Below are 16,238 nucleotides of genomic sequence, written 5' to 3'. Positions count from 1 at the left end.
CTGAGTTTTTATCAAATTGGGAGGGCCTCCAGAATCCTTGCGTATAGCGGAATACGCTTTGATTTTTTCTCAAGCCGGTGTGTCGAAAAAGTGCTTTGTTGCCCAGAGTCAGCTCTGCCTAGGATGTGCGCCTGTTCCTCGCAGAAGCCGAAAACAGTGGATCACCTGCCTTCACCTGTGCCGTGGTTAAGTGGCCGTAGCCTCTATTTCGTTCAGGGGACATTGGTCTCTGACCAAGGGGAGTTGCTCGCAACGGCCCAGGGAACGTTCAAACGCAGGTAGCCGCACGTTTGCTCACTACGTAACTCCATTCCCGGGACGAATTGTTTTTTGCAAGATTGTGTGACACAGACGCGCTGGTCTGTGGCCGCACAATCAGCTTAACTATTGCGATCCAATCATTGGGCTTGGGAGAGTGACCGCATGTCTTCCTCTACCGTTGCTAACGTCCTGCCTCAGGACGGCATCGACCTACGGCGCACCGAACTGGCGACCCTGATAAAAAAATTCGCCCCCGACTTTGGTATCCACCCCACGGCGATCAAGAATTTAAACCTGATCCGCAGCGACCTTCCGACTGAAGACTTGCATCAAATACTCAAGCCCGCATTGTGCGTGGTCATCGATGGCCGCAAAGAAGTCCGCCTGGCCAACGAAACCTACATCTACGACCCGCTCAATTATCTAGTGGTCTCAGTGACGCTCCCCATCGTCGGCAAAGTAATTGAAGCCAGTCCGGAGCGCCCCTATCTATGCATGCGTCTCGACATTGATCCGGCGCAGATTTGTCGCTTGATCGCCGATGCCAGCCCGATCGGAGTGCCTGTCGCACGAGACGGCGAACGAGGGTTGTTCCTGGAGCGCACCGACATATCCTTGCTGGATGCCGTACTGCGCTTGCTGAGGCTACTCGAAACTCCGGATGACATATCCGCCCTCGCCCCCTTCGCCATACAGGAAATTTTTTATCGGTTGTTGAAGGGGCAACAGGGGCAGCGTTTGCACGAAATCGCCATCCCGGACTCCCAAGCTCATCGCGTCAACCGCGCGATCGAGTGGCTGAACAATCATTACGCCGAGCCGTTGAGCATCGACAACCTGGCCCAGTTGATCAACCTCAGCGCATCAGCCCTCCATCATCGCTTCAAGTCTGTAACGGCCATGAGCCCACTGCAGTACCAGAAGCAATTACGTTTGCAGGAGGCACGACGGCTACTGCTCTCGGAAAAAAGTGACGTTTCATCAATCGGCTACAAGATGGGCTATGAAAGTCTTTCTCAATTCAGCCGAGAATACAGCCGTCTATTCGGCGCTTCGCCGAGCAAAGACATGGCCCGCCTGCGTGCAAACGCTGGATAACGGTTTTGTGCAAGCAAACAGAATTGAGCAAATCGAGAACAGGAATCGACTAACTTCGGCGCAAGCCTCGGCCCTAATCTGAACCCATGCAGAAACACAACTGCACGGGTTAAGCAGATTGACGATGATCTGAATGACCCGGCCCTAAACCCTTGATTACGACCGGAGTCACCGCCATGAAAACTATTAGCCAACTGATCGCCGTTGCCACTTTTGCTCTGAGCGCTACCGCATTCGCAGTACCGAGCAATCAGGAAGATCGCTTCTTCACCCAGGTTTCTGAACAACAGCACACCATTGCTGCAGACGGCTCCGATCGCACCCCGGGTATGCAGGTTGCCGCCGATGGCTCCGACCGAACCCCAGGCATGCAAGTCGCCGCCGATGGCTCCGACCGAACCCCAGGCATGCAAGTCGCCGCCGATGGTTCCGATCGTACTCTTGGCCGCAGACTGGCATGAATACATTTGGTGGTCATCGCCCGATTGGGCCTTAAGATCGAACAGATCAGCCCTGCAAAATTGAACCTTGCAGGGCTTTTTCTTTTTTCAAGGAGGGAAATCGCAAGCCCAACGCCCGCGTGCCCATGAAATCGCCAGCACCTGCTTCGGTCGTTTACGCGCCAGGGTGGGAGAGCACATCCTTGAGCGAGTCGACAATCGGCTTGATGTAGTTCAAGCGTCAGCCCGACCGCAGGGGCTCGTGGGACTCGCTTTCGAGCCTCACCATGCTTTGCCAATCCTATCGCCCCCCTTGCTGATACTCCCGAGGCGTACACCCGAACTCCCGCCGAAACACCGTGTGCAGATACTGCGCAGATTTAAACCCACACGCTCTCGCAACGTCGGCAATCGCCGTATCGCTATTCTTCAGGCCACTGGTAGCCGCCGCCAGTTTGAAGCGCAGGATCTCGTCGTGCACGCTGCAGCCGCGCTCGGTGCGGAAATGCGATTCCAGTGACGAGCGCGATATGCCGACATAGGCCGCGACCTGCGCCGTCTTGATGCCCTGGCAGGCGTATTGGCGGATGAACAGCAGCGCCTGCATGACATGGGGGTTGCCCAATGGCTGGTGCAAGCTGGACACCTGCACGTTGACGGCGTCAGGCGGAATCAGGATTTGCGTGCCGGTGGACGGCATGCCGTGGAGCATCTGGTGGAGTAATTGGGCGGCGGTTCGGCCCATGGTTTCAGTGCCCTGGATGACCGAACTCAAGGGTACGCGGGTCAGGCTGCGGGTCAGCGGGTCGTTGTCGATGCCAATCAGTGCCACCTGTTCCGGTACGGCAATGCCGGCGGTCAGGCAGGCTTGCAGCAACTGTCGAGCGCGGGCGTCACTGACCGCGATGATTCCGATGGGCTTGGGCAAGCTTTGCAACCAGGCGATCAACTGTTCGACGGCGCTGTCCCAGAGCGGTGCGCTAGTGCCCATGCCGCGATAGATTTCGGCGTGCAGGCCGTCGCGCTGCATCAGTCTGCGAAAAGCTTTCTCCCGCTCCTGTGCCCAACGATTGGCCTGTGCTTCAGGCAGGCTGAAGCAGGCAAAACGCTGCAACCCCGCTTCGATCAGGTGCCTGTAAGCAAGGGTAATCAGTGCGTTGTTATCGGTAGCGACGTAGGGAATCGTTTTCGGATAGGCCCCCTTTTCCTCATATGACCCGCCTACCGCTACCACCGGCAACTTGATGTCAGCCAGCGCCTCGCCAATCAATGGATCATCGAAGTCGGCAATGATCCCGTCACCCTGCCAGCGCTCGATGCCTTTCAAGCGACACAGAAAGTCCTCCTCCAGGAACAGATCCCAGGACGCGCGCGTGCTGCTCAGGTAGTTGCCGATGCCGCTGATGATGCCGCGGTCGTAGATCTTGCTGCCGTTGAACAACAGGGCAATGCGGTGAACGGGCGGTACTGTTTTCATTCTTCTACGCAGGTTCAGGGCCTCTTCCACAGAGGCGATGTGCACAGACTAGGCCCGCGGGCGACGAAGCTCAATACGCAAAATCGCACTCTGTGTTGGTGTTTTTCATAATCAGCAGGCAGGGAGCCGTTGCTAGTATCGGGACACCGCTAAGAACAACAAGGACATGGTCAATGCAGTACTTTCCCGAAGTCGATCCGATCCGCTACGAAGGTCCGAACAGCGATTCTCCCCTTGCCTTCCGTCATTACGATGCCGACAAAATCATCCTCGGCAAACCGATGCGCGAACATCTGCGCATGGCCGCCTGCTACTGGCACACCTTCGTCTGGCCAGGTTCCGATGTGTTCGGTGCCGGTACGTTCAAGCGCCCGTGGCATCACGCCGGCGACCCGATGGAACTCGCCATCGGCAAGGCGGCAGCCGCGTTCGAGTTCTTCTCCAAACTGGGTATCGATTACTACTGCTTTCACGACACGGACGTCGCCCCCGAAGGCAACTCGCTGAAGGAATATCGCAATAACTTCGCGCAGATGGTTGATCACCTGGAGCGACATCAGGAACAAAGCGGCCTCAAGCTGCTGTGGGGCACCGCCAACTGCTTCAGCAATCCGCGATTTGCGGCGGGTGCCGCGAGCAACCCGGATCCCGAAGTGTTCGCCTGCGCCGCAGCCCAGGTGTTCAGCGCCATGAACGCGACCCATCGCCTCAAAGGCTCCAACTACGTGTTGTGGGGCGGTCGCGAAGGCTACGAAACCTTGCTCAACACGGACTTGAAGCGCGAACGCGAGCAACTGGGCCGCTTCATGCGCATGGTGGTCGAACACAAGCACAAGATCGGTTTCACGGGCGATCTGCTGATCGAACCCAAACCGCAGGAGCCGACCAAGCACCAGTACGATTACGACAGCGCCACTGTGTTCGGTTTTCTCCAGCAATTCGGGCTGGAACACGAAATCAAGGTCAACATCGAAGCCAACCACGCCACCCTCGCCGGCCACAGTTTTCATCACGAGATCGCGACGGCGGCTTCGCTGGGCATTTTCGGCAGCATCGACGCCAACCGCGGCGATCCGCAAAACGGTTGGGACACCGATCAATTCCCCAACAGCGTCGAAGAAATGACCCTGGCCATCTATGAAATTCTCAAGGCCGGCGGGTTCAGCAATGGCGGATTCAACTTCGATTCCAAGGTTCGCCGCCAGAGCCTGGATCAGATCGACCTGTTCCATGGCCACGTCGGTGCCATGGACGTGCTCGCCCAGTCCCTGGAACGCGCAGCCGCCTTGCTGCAGAGCGACCCGTTGCAGAAGTTCAAGGATCAACGTTACGCCGGATGGCAGCAGCCGTTAGGCCAGGCGATGTTGTCGGGTGACTTCACCCTTGAGTCACTGGCCGAGCACGCCTTCGTCAACGAACTGAACCCGCAGGCCGTCAGCGGCCGGCAGGAAATGCTCGAGAACATCGTCAATCGGTTCATCTATCGCTGATGACCCACGCAGCCGGCGAGCGCTGTGACATTTCTACGACAAAACAGTGCTTGCGGCGCCTGCGGTTTCTCTACAGTTTTACCCAGCCCGATACTCATCGTCAGGCCGTTTCTTCAAACAACAATAAAAGGACGCCCCACAATGAAGAACCTGAAACGTACGCTACTGGCCTCTGCCCTGGCCCTGCTGTCATTGCCGGTGATGGCTGACGCAACCCACCCGAAAATCGGCTTTTCCATCGATGACCTGCGCCTGGAACGCTGGTCACGCGACCGTGATTACTTTGTCGCGGCGGCGGAAAAAATGGATGCCAAGGTGTTCGTGCAATCGGCGGATGCCAACGAACAGAAACAGATTTCGCAGATCGAAAACCTCATTTCCCGGGGCGTCGATGTCATCGTCATCGTGCCGTTCAACGCCACGGTGCTGACCAACGCGGTGGCCGAAGCGAAGAAAGCGGGGATCAAGGTCGTGTCCTATGATCGGCTGATCCTCAACGCAGACGTCGACGCCTACATTTCCTTCGACAACGAAAAAGTCGGCGAGATGCAGGCTGGCGGCGTGATGCAAGCGGCGCCCAAGGGCAATTACTTTTTGCTGGGCGGTGCACCCACCGACAACAACGCGAAGATCCTGCGCGAAGGCCAGATGAAAGTGCTGCAGCCGGCCATCGACAAGGGCGATATCAAAATCGTCGGCCAACAATGGGTCAAGGAATGGAACCCGACCGAAGCGCTGAGCATTGTTGAAAACGCCCTGACCCGCAACGACAACAAAATCGACGGCATCGTCGCCTCCAACGACGCAACCGCCGGTGGCGCGATCCAGGCACTGGCCGCTCAGCAACTGGCCGGCAAGGTGCCGATTTCGGGTCAGGACGCCGACCTCGCCGCGATCAAGCGAGTGATCGCCGGCACCCAGACCATGACCGTCTACAAGCCGCTGAAACTCATTGCCTCCGAGGCCGCCAAGCTCTCGGTGCAACTGGCGCGCAACGAAAAACCCGCCTACAGCTCGCAGTACGACAACGGCAGCAAAAAAGTCGACACCATCCTGCTCACGCCCACGGCGTTGACCAAGGACAACATCGACCTGCTCGAACAGGACGGCTTCTACACCAAGGCGCAAATAGCCGGTAAGTGATCGGACCCTGGATCCCTGGTTATGCACCCCTGTGGGAGCGGGCTTGCTCGCGAAGGCGTCAGTTCAAATACGCCTTCGTAGACTGAATCATCTCATTCGCGAGCAAGCCCGCTCCCACAAAGTCCAGTGTCTTTGCGATTTTGAGCCCTCTCCATGCCCGACTATCTGCTGCAAATGAACGCAATCGTCAAAACCTTCGGCGGTGTCAAAGCACTCAACGGCATCGATCTCAAGGTCAAACCAGGTGAATGCGTGGGACTGTGCGGCGAGAACGGCGCCGGTAAGTCCACGCTGATGAAAGTCCTCTCGGCGGTCTACCCGCACGGCACCTGGGACGGTGAAATCCTCTGGGACGGACAACCGCTCACGGCACAATCGATCAGCGAAACGGAAGCCGCCGGCATCGTCATCATTCACCAGGAGCTCGCGCTGGTTCCGGACTTGTCGGTGGCCGAAAACATCTTCATGGGCCATGAACTGACCCTGCCCGGCGGACGGATGAATTACCCGGCGATGACCCACCGCGCCGAAGCTCTGATGCGCGAACTGAAAGTCCCCGACATGAATGTATCGCTGCCGGTTTCGCAGTACGGCGGCGGTTATCAGCAACTGGTGGAAATCGCCAAGGCCCTGAACAAGAAAGCGCGCCTGCTGATCCTCGACGAGCCTTCCTCGGCCTTGAGCCGTTCGGAAATCGAGGTGTTGCTGGACATCATCCGCGACCTCAAGGCCAAGGGCGTTGCCTGTGTCTACATCTCCCACAAGCTCGATGAAGTGGCCGCGGTATGCGACACCATTTCCGTGATCCGTGACGGCAAACACATCGCTACCACGGCCATGGCCGACATGGACATCGCACAGATCATCACCCAGATGGTCGGCCGGGAAATGAGCAACCTCTACCCGACGCAGCCCCACGACATTGGCGAAGTGATCTTCGAGGCCCGTCACATCACCTGTTACGACGTCGACAATCCCAGGCGCAAACGCGTCGATGATGTTTCGTTCGCCCTCAAGCGTGGCGAGATCCTCGGCATCGCCGGGCTGGTCGGCGCCGGCCGCACGGAGCTGGTGACCGCGCTGTTCGGCGCCTATCCCGGTCGCCATGAGGGCGAAGTCTGGCTGGAAGGTCAACGCATCGACACCCGCACGCCCCTCAAAGCCATTCGTGCAGGTGTTTGCCTGGTGCCAGAAGACCGCAAGCGCCAAGGCATCATTCCGGACCTGGGTGTCGGCCAGAACATTACCCTGGCCGTGCTGGACAGCTATTCGAAACTGACCCGCATCGACGCCGAAGCCGAGCTGGGCAGCATCGATCGGGAGATCTCGCGGCTGCACCTCAAGACCGCGAGCCCTTTCCTGCCGATCACCAGTCTGTCGGGCGGCAATCAACAGAAAGCCGTTTTGGCGAAGATGCTTCTGGCTCAACCCCGGGTGCTGATACTCGATGAGCCCACCCGGGGTGTGGATGTCGGCGCCAAGTACGAAATCTACAAGTTGATGGGCGCGCTGGCCGCTTCAGGCGTGTCGATCATCATGGTGTCGTCGGAGCTGGCCGAGGTGCTCGGCGTCTCCGATCGCGTGCTGGTGATCGGCGAAGGCAAGTTGCAGGGCGATTTCGTCAACCATGAGCTCACGCAGGAGCAGGTGCTCGCCGCCGCCCTCAGCCAGCCTGGCAGCCATAACAATAATGATCGGAAATCCGCGTAAATGAATCAGGTTAAACAACTGTTCACCCGCTACAAGATGCTCGCGCTGGTGTTTGCCGTGGTGTTGATCTGGCTGTTTTTCAGCTGGCAGACCGAAGGCGGGTTTCTGACCCCGCGCAACCTTTCCAATCTGCTGCGCCAGATGTCCATCACTGGCATCCTTGCCTGCGGCATGGTGCTGGTGATCATCAGTGGCGAGATCGATTTGTCAGTCGGCTCATTGCTGGGTCTGCTCGGCGGGTTGGCGGCCATTCTCGACGTGATCTACCACGTTCCACTGCTTGCGAACCTGAGCCTGGTTGTCCTGTGTGGCTTGTTGATCGGCCTGGCCAACGGTTACATGGCGGCTTATCTGCGCATACCCTCCTTCATCGTCGGCCTGGGTGGGATGCTGGCTTTCCGCGGCATTTTGCTGGGGATCACCGGCGGCACGACCATCGCTCCGGTATCGCCGCCGCTGGTATACATCGGTCAGGGTTATTTGCCCCACTCCATCGGCGCCGGCCTGGGCGTCGTGTTGTTCGCGCTGACGGTGTTCCTGACCTGGAAACAACGGCGCAATCGCGCTCTTCATGGTCTGGCGGCGCATTCCCTGGCACGTGACGTGATACGTGTGTTGTTGATCGGCGCCGTGCTGGCCGGCTTCGTCCAGACGCTCAACAGCTATGACGGCATACCCGTGCCGGTTCTGCTGCTGCTGATTCTGCTGGGCGTGTTCAGCTACGTTGCCAGTCAGACCGTGTTCGGTAGGCGCATCTATGCCGTGGGCAGCAACATGGAAGCCACGCGCCTGTCCGGTATCAACGTGCAGGCCGTGAAACTGTGGATCTTCGGGATCATGGGCATGATGTGCGCCCTCGCCGGCGTCGTCAATACCGCGCGCCTGGCCGCCGGTTCGCCTTCGGCCGGCAGCATGGGCGAACTCGACGCCATTGCCGCCTGTTTCATCGGCGGCACCTCCATGCGCGGCGGCTCCGGCACCGTCTACGGCGCCCTCCTCGGCGCGCTGGTCATCACCAGCCTGGACAACGGCATGTCCATGCTCGACGTCGACAGCTATTGGCAGATGATCGTCAAGGGCAGCATTCTGGTGCTGGCGGTGTGGGTGGACGTGAGTACGCGTACCGGGCGACGGTGAGCGGCGGCGCTACCTATCGGCAGGAACAAGAGGGAGCCCGGAGCGATAAACACCGGGCTTTCTGTCCATATCGAAATCTCAACGGCTGTAAACCCTCCAAAGCTGATCCACCCGAGTCGTGAAACTCTGGCTCATCATCTCCCGGCGCATCCCCCAGTCGGGATCGCCCGGCACACTCGCCAGACGCATCGTCCCTCTGCCCCAGCGCTCATTGATGGAATCCAGAACGCCCATGACTTTCTCCGTCGCAACCGGTTGCGAAATCGAGAACAGGTCATCGGTGTATTCGCCTTTCTGGCACAGGTTGACCAGCAGCACCTCAGCCTTGCTGTACTTGAAGCCCGGGCGGAAAACCCGGTTTACCGCTTCCATGGCAGCTTTTGTCATGAGCCGGACGTCATCGGTCGGGTACGGCAGCTCAACCAGCACGCCGTTGGCGTATTTCGCTTCCTCCGGATTGAACATGCCCGTGCGTATGCTCACGCGAATCTTTTTGCACAGTGATTGCTGTGCCCGCAGTTTCTCCGTGGCACGCATCATGTAGGTGGCCACCGCTTCCTTGATCGGTGCGATTTCAGTGAGACGTGTGCCGAACATTCGGCTGCAGCAAATCTCCTGCTTGGGCGGATCGGGCTCGTCGAGTTCAAGGCACGCTACGCCGGCCAGTTCACGCGCGGTCTTTTCGATCACCACGCTGAATTTTCTGCGCAGCGTCCAGGCATCGGCTTGCGCCAGATCCATGGCCGTGTTGATGCCCATGCCCTGCAAATGCGCTTTCATCCGCTTGCCGACGCCCCACACCTCCCCCACATCCGTGTTGCGCAGCGTCCAGTCGCGCTTGAAAGGATCGCAGAGATCGACCACCCCGCCCGTTTTATCGAGCAGGCGTTTGGCGGTGTGGTTCGCAAGCTTGGCCAGGGTTTTGGTTCCGGCAATACCGACACCGACGGGAATGCCAGTGCGCTTGTAGATCGTTGCCCGCAATTTGCGACCGAAAACGGTCAGGTCGCCAGGGACTCCCGTGAGATCGGCGAACGCCTCGTCGATGCTGTAGACCTCCAGCGCCGGCACCATCGACTCGATGATGGTCATGACACGCTCGCTCATGTCGCCGTACAACGCGTAGTTGCTGCTGAACGCCACGACACCATGGCGGCGCAAATGCTCTTTGATCTGGAAATAAGGCTGGCCCATCTTCACGAACGGTTTCGCATCGTAGGACCTGGCGATGACGCAGCCATCGTTGTATCTGAATGATACTAACAGTTAACAATCGATAACTTATTGATTTATAAATATTTTTTACTACTAATATTTTTCGTTGAATTAGACATTTCAAGCTGAATCCTGAGGCGACATCGCACCCTTAGGAGTTAGCGTAACAACCTTTCCGCTGGTGGCAGCTTTAAGCTCGGCCAATTCGAAAAGCAGACGTTGGTTCACAGACGCTATTCGAGCAAGGTCGGCTAACAATTGGTCATTTTCTGCGCGGAGTGCCCTGGTTTTTTCTTTCTCATTCATTAACGCATGGTGTTTCGAATCACGTTGGGCGCGCACCGACTTGCCCATGAGGGTACGAATTCTCTCCGCCACCGCTGGGTAAGTGTTATGAATGAGACCAGGCGTCACTCCTGCTTCTCGGGCAACCGAAGCAATGGAAAGCTTTTCGTTCCGTGCGACAAGACCATCAATGACCTTAGTAAGGGCATCAAGGGTCTTCGACCTAGAACGACCCGCGCCCTGGCTTTCGGTGGACTTAGTAGCCATTGCCAGCCTCGCCTAAATCGTCGTTTATGGGAGAAAGACCCAAACTGGTGATTACATCAAGAGCAACCTGCAAATCGCGCTCAGCCCGTTGCCTTACGGCAGGGCCAGCGTCTTTGATTTTGATCAGTTCCTGCTGTTGGCTATAAATAGCCTGCCAGGTGCCAGCGAAAAACTCATCAATCACCGAATTTTTGCAACCCGGACACCGTGTAGCTTCATACAGGCCAGCACCTCCGCAACCCCGCTCCGTAGCGATGCACCAACCATGTCCTGTCGCACGAATATTGGCATGAGGCGCGGTCTGGGCAAGCAAAGCTTCCCTATCCTTAATCGGAATGGCCCTCAACTCCACAATCTTTTCGCCCGCCCCGCCGGCCAATGGCTGGTCATCGAGCCACGACTCAATTAGGTCAATTTTAAACTCCGTCATCTGCTGAAAAAACTCATCGAAAAGGGTCAGATCTTGTTGCGGATTGGAAGCATAAAGCTGGGTCATGCTCATACTGCTGTGTTTGAACTGCCATTTAAGCCAGATAAGTGAAGTACGCCCCATTCGAGACTCTACAAAACACCTTGCATATGTTCGTCTGCACTGATGTGTTCTCAGTTGCCAGTCGCTTCCAGCAGCTTTTGCGATTCTTGCAAATGCACCGTTAGAGCCCTGACCACTGAGTGCCTCGACATGTCTCTCTTTGAATTTTCCTCTATTGGCGTGCCGCCCCAAAAATAGTTTCTTTGAGTCCTTTCGGGCTTTCTCCATCCTTAGAAGATGTTCAGTTTGGTTACTGGGGTAAGTCGTTTTTTCGAGCGCCCTAATCTCTTGCTCCAATTCACTTCTGATAGTAACCGAATATTTGGCTAATAGCTCCAATGCGTCCAAAGCCAATTCAGGTACAAGGTATTCTACGCGCCCCTTTCCCGTCTTATGCTCGATGGTAGATACCCAGCAAAATAAAACCCCATTTTTGAATTCTCTGCGCCATGCACCAACTTCAATGCCTATGGCTTCGTCATTACGCATACCGCTAGTGATTGAGACTAGGTACAACACAGCATCCCGGACACGAATGGACATTCGGTCATCGTTGGGATGGTAGCCAATACCGCTCACAGCCAATTCATCTCTGGCCTGCCGAACGACCTCTTCACAGTAATTAAAAATCTTGGATTGTTCGTCGTGCGGTATTATACCTGTCCGCCCTGCATTCTTACCGACAGCGTCAGCACCTTTAATTTTGCCAATTCCACAAAGCCGCCATAGCGAGGCGTCTCCCCATGGATAACGCTGAAGGGGAAATATCGTATCGGCAGAAAAAACCCAGAGAAAATCAATAACTCGTAAGCGTCCATACAGAGGAAGCGGCCTTAGCTTCAATTCCTCTTTGCAATGGTGAATGTAGTTACTAATATGAAGAGGATGGACATCCGAAAATTTTGAAATACCGAGACCATTGAGCCACCGAACGAATGGTATAACACTTCCCACAGCGAAAGTAGTAATGCCGCGCGCTATTGGCGGCCTGGAGCGGGGAAGACCTCTTTTGAACCACGCGTAAGCAACTGCTTTGCAGTCATCTATGAGCGCCCGAGGCATCCTCATGTCCCAATTGATAATTTTATTAGACTTTGAGACATTTGCCTGATCAAAAAAAGGACGCAAATCCCACTGCGCATCACTAAAGCGGCTAAGAACTAACGTCTCACCCTTCTCATTTATAATCGCACTGATCACAATGGCATCGCGCTCTTCTTGGCTCAGTCCGTTAGACGTAACCGGCTGAGCAATAAGGACGTCATATGCTTTCAATGCTACATTAGTGCTTCTGATATTCAAATCAACCCGCTCCGTTTATCTTTCATGAACTCAATTTTTTTTGCCCAGAATAGGTGCGGAGCAGATTCCGCTTTGGCCTTGGCTTCATTTACCAACGCGGCATCAAATTTTTGCGAGGTGAACTCATTTATCAGTCGAATATAGTCAAGCTGACGCTTACGCCATTCGTCCCATTCATCAGTAAGGAAGTATTCAATTTCCGCATATAAAAATTGTTGATAGCTGAATAAACGAAATAAATCCTCCACCGCCCCTACAATCGCATAGCTAGGGCAACCTAAACAGTGAATGAACTCAGAGCAGTGATTAACGCCATCTTTGGGCGCCCGGTTACCGTAGAGACTATCCTTGCAGCCGCCTGGTGGGGTTGGAGTGACATTGATACCACGAAGTTTGTCTGGAAAGGCCTCCCCAATAAATGTCGCACCTTCGACCTTGATTTCATCGTTGATCTTCAGATAATGGTTATCTGCGACACTGGGACTATGACCCATGACGGAAGAAACCTCCAGGATGTCACCTCCGCTCAACTTCCACAAACGGCTCTCCATAGTCTTTCGCAGTTGACTAAGAGTTACATGGAGACGGTTACCCTGATCGTCCTGGAGATCATGACGTTCACAGATGCTTTTCGTTGAAACATATAAAGCGCTAGGTTTAAGGCACACTATTTTGTTCTCACCACCTCTTTGCCCTGAACGGTACAACCATACATGTGAACGGATTTCTTCGGATGCAAGGGGGACAAGCGGCTCACTGAGATCTAGCGCCTTATTGAGGACTGCAACACCATCTAGCGGAATAGCGTTGAACTCGTCCATTAGATTAGTTTGCCGTATTGTTTTGCTCTGAGCGCCTTTGCCTCTACGCTTTATTGTATTTATCAATCTTAGATTTGGCACAAACGGATGAGGCTTTAGAGCGTCCCTAGTCATCTCTAAAAGTGGCGTCGTGTTAATACCGGATCTTGCCGCTGTGATCAGCAACATCACCGACATTGCCTCCGCTCCGTTGCCTGTAAATGTGCCTTTGTGGATAGCAACAATGTCAGACTTCAACGCCACCAGCAACCTCTGCATTTCTCCCATAGAAAGCGGATCGGCATCCTTCGTGCTTTGCGAGTTGTTTGGAAATGGATTGGGCGGCAAAAGCTTATTTGTATCGGATTCAATGAAGCCATAATCAGCCAGCGCAATGACCAATGATTTGAAGGTAGTATAATAATTCTTTGCAGTTGAGCGGCTAGGATACTTTAGTTTCAGCCAAGAGATAAAGCACTCCATGTCGCGCCTAGTTAGATTGCTTGGTGTTCTGGGTGGTAGCTTTATTGCTCCACAGCTCAAAAAATCAAGAAAAAATCTTAATCCTTTTGCGGAATAGCCAATCAAGGTGGAAGCGGAAAAATTGCCCCCTTGCAGCAATACCCTGATCACATTAATACTTTGAATTGCCCACGCATCGAAGCCTAAGCCTAAATATTGAGAATGATCGATCTGTCGATAGCCTCTTGGATTCCTCGGCAATTCAATTTTAATGCTGTCTTCAACAGACTCGAAACCTTTCGTGACCGATGGCAATGCTGCTTTATAATTCTTCTGTCGGGCCAATGTTATTACCTTAGGCGTTTTTAACGGAATTAGCCATGAACATCATGTCAATCTCATCCTCATGCGCTAGGACAGACTGAGCTTCAAGCTGATTAATAAGATGAAGATAGATCATCGTAGTCTGGACATCTGAATGACCTAACCTGTCCCTGACGTACAACAATGGCTCACCATCAAAATGTTTACTTTTACGAAGCGCCAGTAACGTATACGTGCCATAGGTATGACGTAACATATGGGCCCGAACATAGAAGCCACACTTTCGCTCATATGATTTCATAACATCCACAACGGCATCTTTTGAATACTGCCTACCTTCATTGGTCAGTAGTAACGCACTAACATTTCCATCACCACGAGAATTACGCAGCTCTCTTTGGTGGAGTGAGTAAGACCACATGCTTTCCATCAGTGACCAAGGAACATCGATAGTTCTAGGCCGGTCGTATTTAATGCGCATGTCTGCAGGATCAAGAGCAATGCTGATCATTTGCCCTTTGCGTAGACCTTTTACAAAATTTGGATTGAAAACATATTTCAGAGGAAAAGACCTAGCCTCGCAAGAACGAAGGCCGGTACGCACCATGAGGTGGAACAGTATTTGGTGGCTTGGATCGGTATCCAGTGCAAGGCACTCATTGACTTGATCCTTTGTCAAGAATTTTGTCAGACGCTTGCGGTCACGAACCATCACCGAAACCTTTGTGCGCTCAGCTCCTGGTTGCGCGACATGGCTCAGAAGACCCGAATGGGGAGCAGCCCTTACTCTCTTTTCACCGAACGGCAGCTCGGATATCAGGTTGCGTTGCTTAGCCCAGCGATAGAACTTCACGATGAGGGCCAAGCGATTATTCACCGTGCCAGGATTGAGTGATAATTCTCCACTCGACCAATCCCTATACCTCGACAAAACGCTCAGACCGTGGGCTGGGACTTCCTCATCCCAGGCAAGCCCATTGGCTTGCAGGAAAGCAAAGTAATCGTACAGACGCCGTCCATAGGCTTCCCAAGTCAAATCACTTAGGGCCTCACCTGATTCGATGAGCGTGTGCCAAAGGAAGGACTGAGCAGGCTCGACTGGCCATCCCTCTGACCCAATCAGTAACGGAAAACCTTCGAAGGATCGACCTGCTAATGCTAAGTCTTTTGTCGCGAATACCAGCCTCATGCCGCTGCCTTAAACCACTTCCAATGAATTGTGTGGAATTGCACTCCATTTGACCACCCATTTGCATTACCGCTGACCAGTCAATTGCATTCGTGCTGACCAACCGTTTGCATTCGACTTGACCAGAACACGCCGTAGTGACGACTGGCAGAGAACGGCCAAAAGGAGTCGGTCGGGTTCGATGGAAAAGAAATGACATGCCGCTAAAACTTCGCTACAGGTACAGGTGAACGTAGCAAGACGATAGCTGTGTGAGTGACCCGCGTAGGCCGCAGGCTTAGTCACACTACCAGTAGGTCATTCCCATAAAATTGCACTGCAAACATGCCAGATCGGCGTTTAAATGCAAAGAGTGAAAGTGTACCGGATGTCAAGACCAAACACAGTCTTCGGTGGTGAGAGCCAATCATGGTCCACACCACCGGGATCGGTTACGGCCAAGTTCGTCGTGTGCTTCAGGCATTGAACGGGGTGGCGTTAAATGATGTCAGTTGCAATATTCGATAACCTCAGTCACGGATATTGCACATGTCTTTGGGGCTCTTCCAGGCCTAACCATTCTGTAGGAATAATGCAAGCCTTCAGAAGGTTTGCAACATGCAGATTTTCAATTGTTTGTTTACCGAGCAGGGTAGAAGCTTTTAGTGCGAACAACCTCTTGCTCGAGTACGATTTTTAAGCGCTCATGATTCTTCGAATATCAATCAAATGCTGCACCACACCCGGATCCGCCAGGGTCGAAATATCCCCCAACCCCTCATACTCCGCCGTCGCAATCTTGCGCAGAATCCGGCGCATGATCTTGCCCGAACGGGTCTTCGGCAGCCCCGGTGCCCACTGGATCACATCCGGCGAAGCAATCGGCCCGATCTCCTTGCGCACCCAGTTCTTCAGTTCCAGGCGCAGCTGCTCGCTCGGCTCTTCACCTTCAATCAACGTGACATAGACATAAATGCCCTGCCCCTTGATGTCGTGCGGCACACCCACCACCGCCGCCTCGGCGACTTTCGGGTGAGCGACCATCGCCGATTCAATCTCGGCAGTACCCATGCGGTGGCCGGACACGTTCAGCACGTCGTCCACACGCCCGGTGATCCAGTAGTAAC

12 protein-coding genes and 1 pseudogene are annotated in these 16,238 nt (G+C 54.6%); 6 read left to right on the top strand and 7 right to left on the bottom strand.

Annotated elements, in window-relative coordinates:
- Window positions 1–423: 423 nt before the first annotated feature.
- Both ACW9JE_RS01590 and ACW9JE_RS01585 read left to right on the top strand, forming a co-directional pair.
- Complete coding sequence (locus ACW9JE_RS01590; RefSeq protein WP_457431650.1) at window positions 424–1,359, top strand: AraC family transcriptional regulator N-terminal domain-containing protein; 936 nt, start codon at window positions 424–426, stop codon at window positions 1,357–1,359.
- Between the two features lie 176 nt (window positions 1,360–1,535).
- Window positions 1,536–1,820 carry a hypothetical protein gene (locus tag ACW9JE_RS01585; protein WP_457431649.1) on the top strand — a complete coding sequence of 95 codons (285 nt, stop codon included), beginning with the start codon at window positions 1,536–1,538 and terminating at the stop codon, window positions 1,818–1,820.
- A gap of 280 nt (window positions 1,821–2,100) precedes the next feature.
- Here ACW9JE_RS01585 and ACW9JE_RS01580 read toward each other — a convergent pair whose 3' ends face one another.
- A complete protein-coding gene (locus ACW9JE_RS01580) occupies window positions 2,101–3,276 on the bottom strand; it encodes a XylR family transcriptional regulator (protein WP_224534304.1) in 1,176 nt (391 codons plus the stop codon).
- A gap of 173 nt (window positions 3,277–3,449) precedes the next feature.
- Between ACW9JE_RS01580 and xylA the strand changes: the two genes are divergently transcribed.
- From xylA to ACW9JE_RS01560, 4 genes are all read left to right on the top strand, one after another.
- On the top strand, window positions 3,450–4,766 hold the full coding sequence (xylA, locus tag ACW9JE_RS01575; protein ID WP_457431648.1) for a xylose isomerase: 1,317 nt from the start codon (window positions 3,450–3,452) through the stop codon (window positions 4,764–4,766).
- Window positions 4,767–4,907: 141 nt separating this feature from the next.
- Window positions 4,908–5,909, top strand: coding sequence for a D-xylose ABC transporter substrate-binding protein (gene xylF / locus ACW9JE_RS01570; RefSeq protein ID WP_457431647.1), 1,002 nt, complete (start codon window positions 4,908–4,910; stop codon window positions 5,907–5,909).
- Between the two features lie 153 nt (window positions 5,910–6,062).
- Window positions 6,063–7,619, top strand: a complete 1,557-nt coding sequence (xylG, locus tag ACW9JE_RS01565) for a D-xylose ABC transporter ATP-binding protein (protein ID WP_457431646.1) — start codon at window positions 6,063–6,065, stop codon at window positions 7,617–7,619.
- Window positions 7,620–8,756, top strand: coding sequence for a sugar ABC transporter permease (locus ACW9JE_RS01560; protein ID WP_457431645.1), 1,137 nt, complete (start codon window positions 7,620–7,622; stop codon window positions 8,754–8,756). It abuts the gene before it with no gap.
- Between the two features lie 78 nt (window positions 8,757–8,834).
- Here the strand turns inward: ACW9JE_RS01560 and ACW9JE_RS01555 are convergent.
- The 6 genes and pseudogenes from ACW9JE_RS01555 to ACW9JE_RS01530 all read right to left on the bottom strand — a co-directional run.
- Window positions 8,835–10,007 (bottom strand): annotated as a pseudogene (locus tag ACW9JE_RS01555) (Y-family DNA polymerase); the annotation flags it as partial.
- An 84-nt stretch (window positions 10,008–10,091) separates the two neighbouring features.
- Window positions 10,092–10,523 (bottom strand): TetR family transcriptional regulator, encoded by a 432-nt coding sequence (locus tag ACW9JE_RS01550; RefSeq protein WP_457431644.1) that lies wholly within the window; start codon window positions 10,521–10,523, stop codon window positions 10,092–10,094.
- Entirely contained in the window at window positions 10,513–12,357 is a 1,845-nt protein-coding gene (locus tag ACW9JE_RS01545) for a tyrosine-type recombinase/integrase (protein WP_457431643.1), read from the bottom strand. The genes ACW9JE_RS01550 and ACW9JE_RS01545 overlap by 11 nt, the downstream gene beginning before the upstream one ends.
- Window positions 12,354–13,964, bottom strand: coding sequence for a hypothetical protein (locus ACW9JE_RS01540; RefSeq protein ID WP_457431642.1), 1,611 nt, complete (start codon window positions 13,962–13,964; stop codon window positions 12,354–12,356). The genes ACW9JE_RS01545 and ACW9JE_RS01540 overlap by 4 nt, the downstream gene beginning before the upstream one ends.
- Before the next feature lie 10 nt (window positions 13,965–13,974).
- Window positions 13,975–15,132 (bottom strand): tyrosine-type recombinase/integrase, encoded by a 1,158-nt coding sequence (locus ACW9JE_RS01535; RefSeq protein ID WP_457431641.1) that lies wholly within the window; start codon window positions 15,130–15,132, stop codon window positions 13,975–13,977.
- Window positions 15,133–15,807: 675 nt separating this feature from the next.
- Window positions 15,808–16,238, bottom strand: a 431-nt coding sequence (locus tag ACW9JE_RS01530; RefSeq protein ID WP_457431640.1) for an AMP-binding enzyme, incomplete at its 5' end; no start/stop codon positions are given.

Source organism: Pseudomonas sp. SDO55104_S430, from assembly GCF_054070595.1.
The sequence above is the reverse complement of the archived record's forward strand: the minus strand, read 5'-3'. Positions and strand labels throughout refer to the sequence as shown.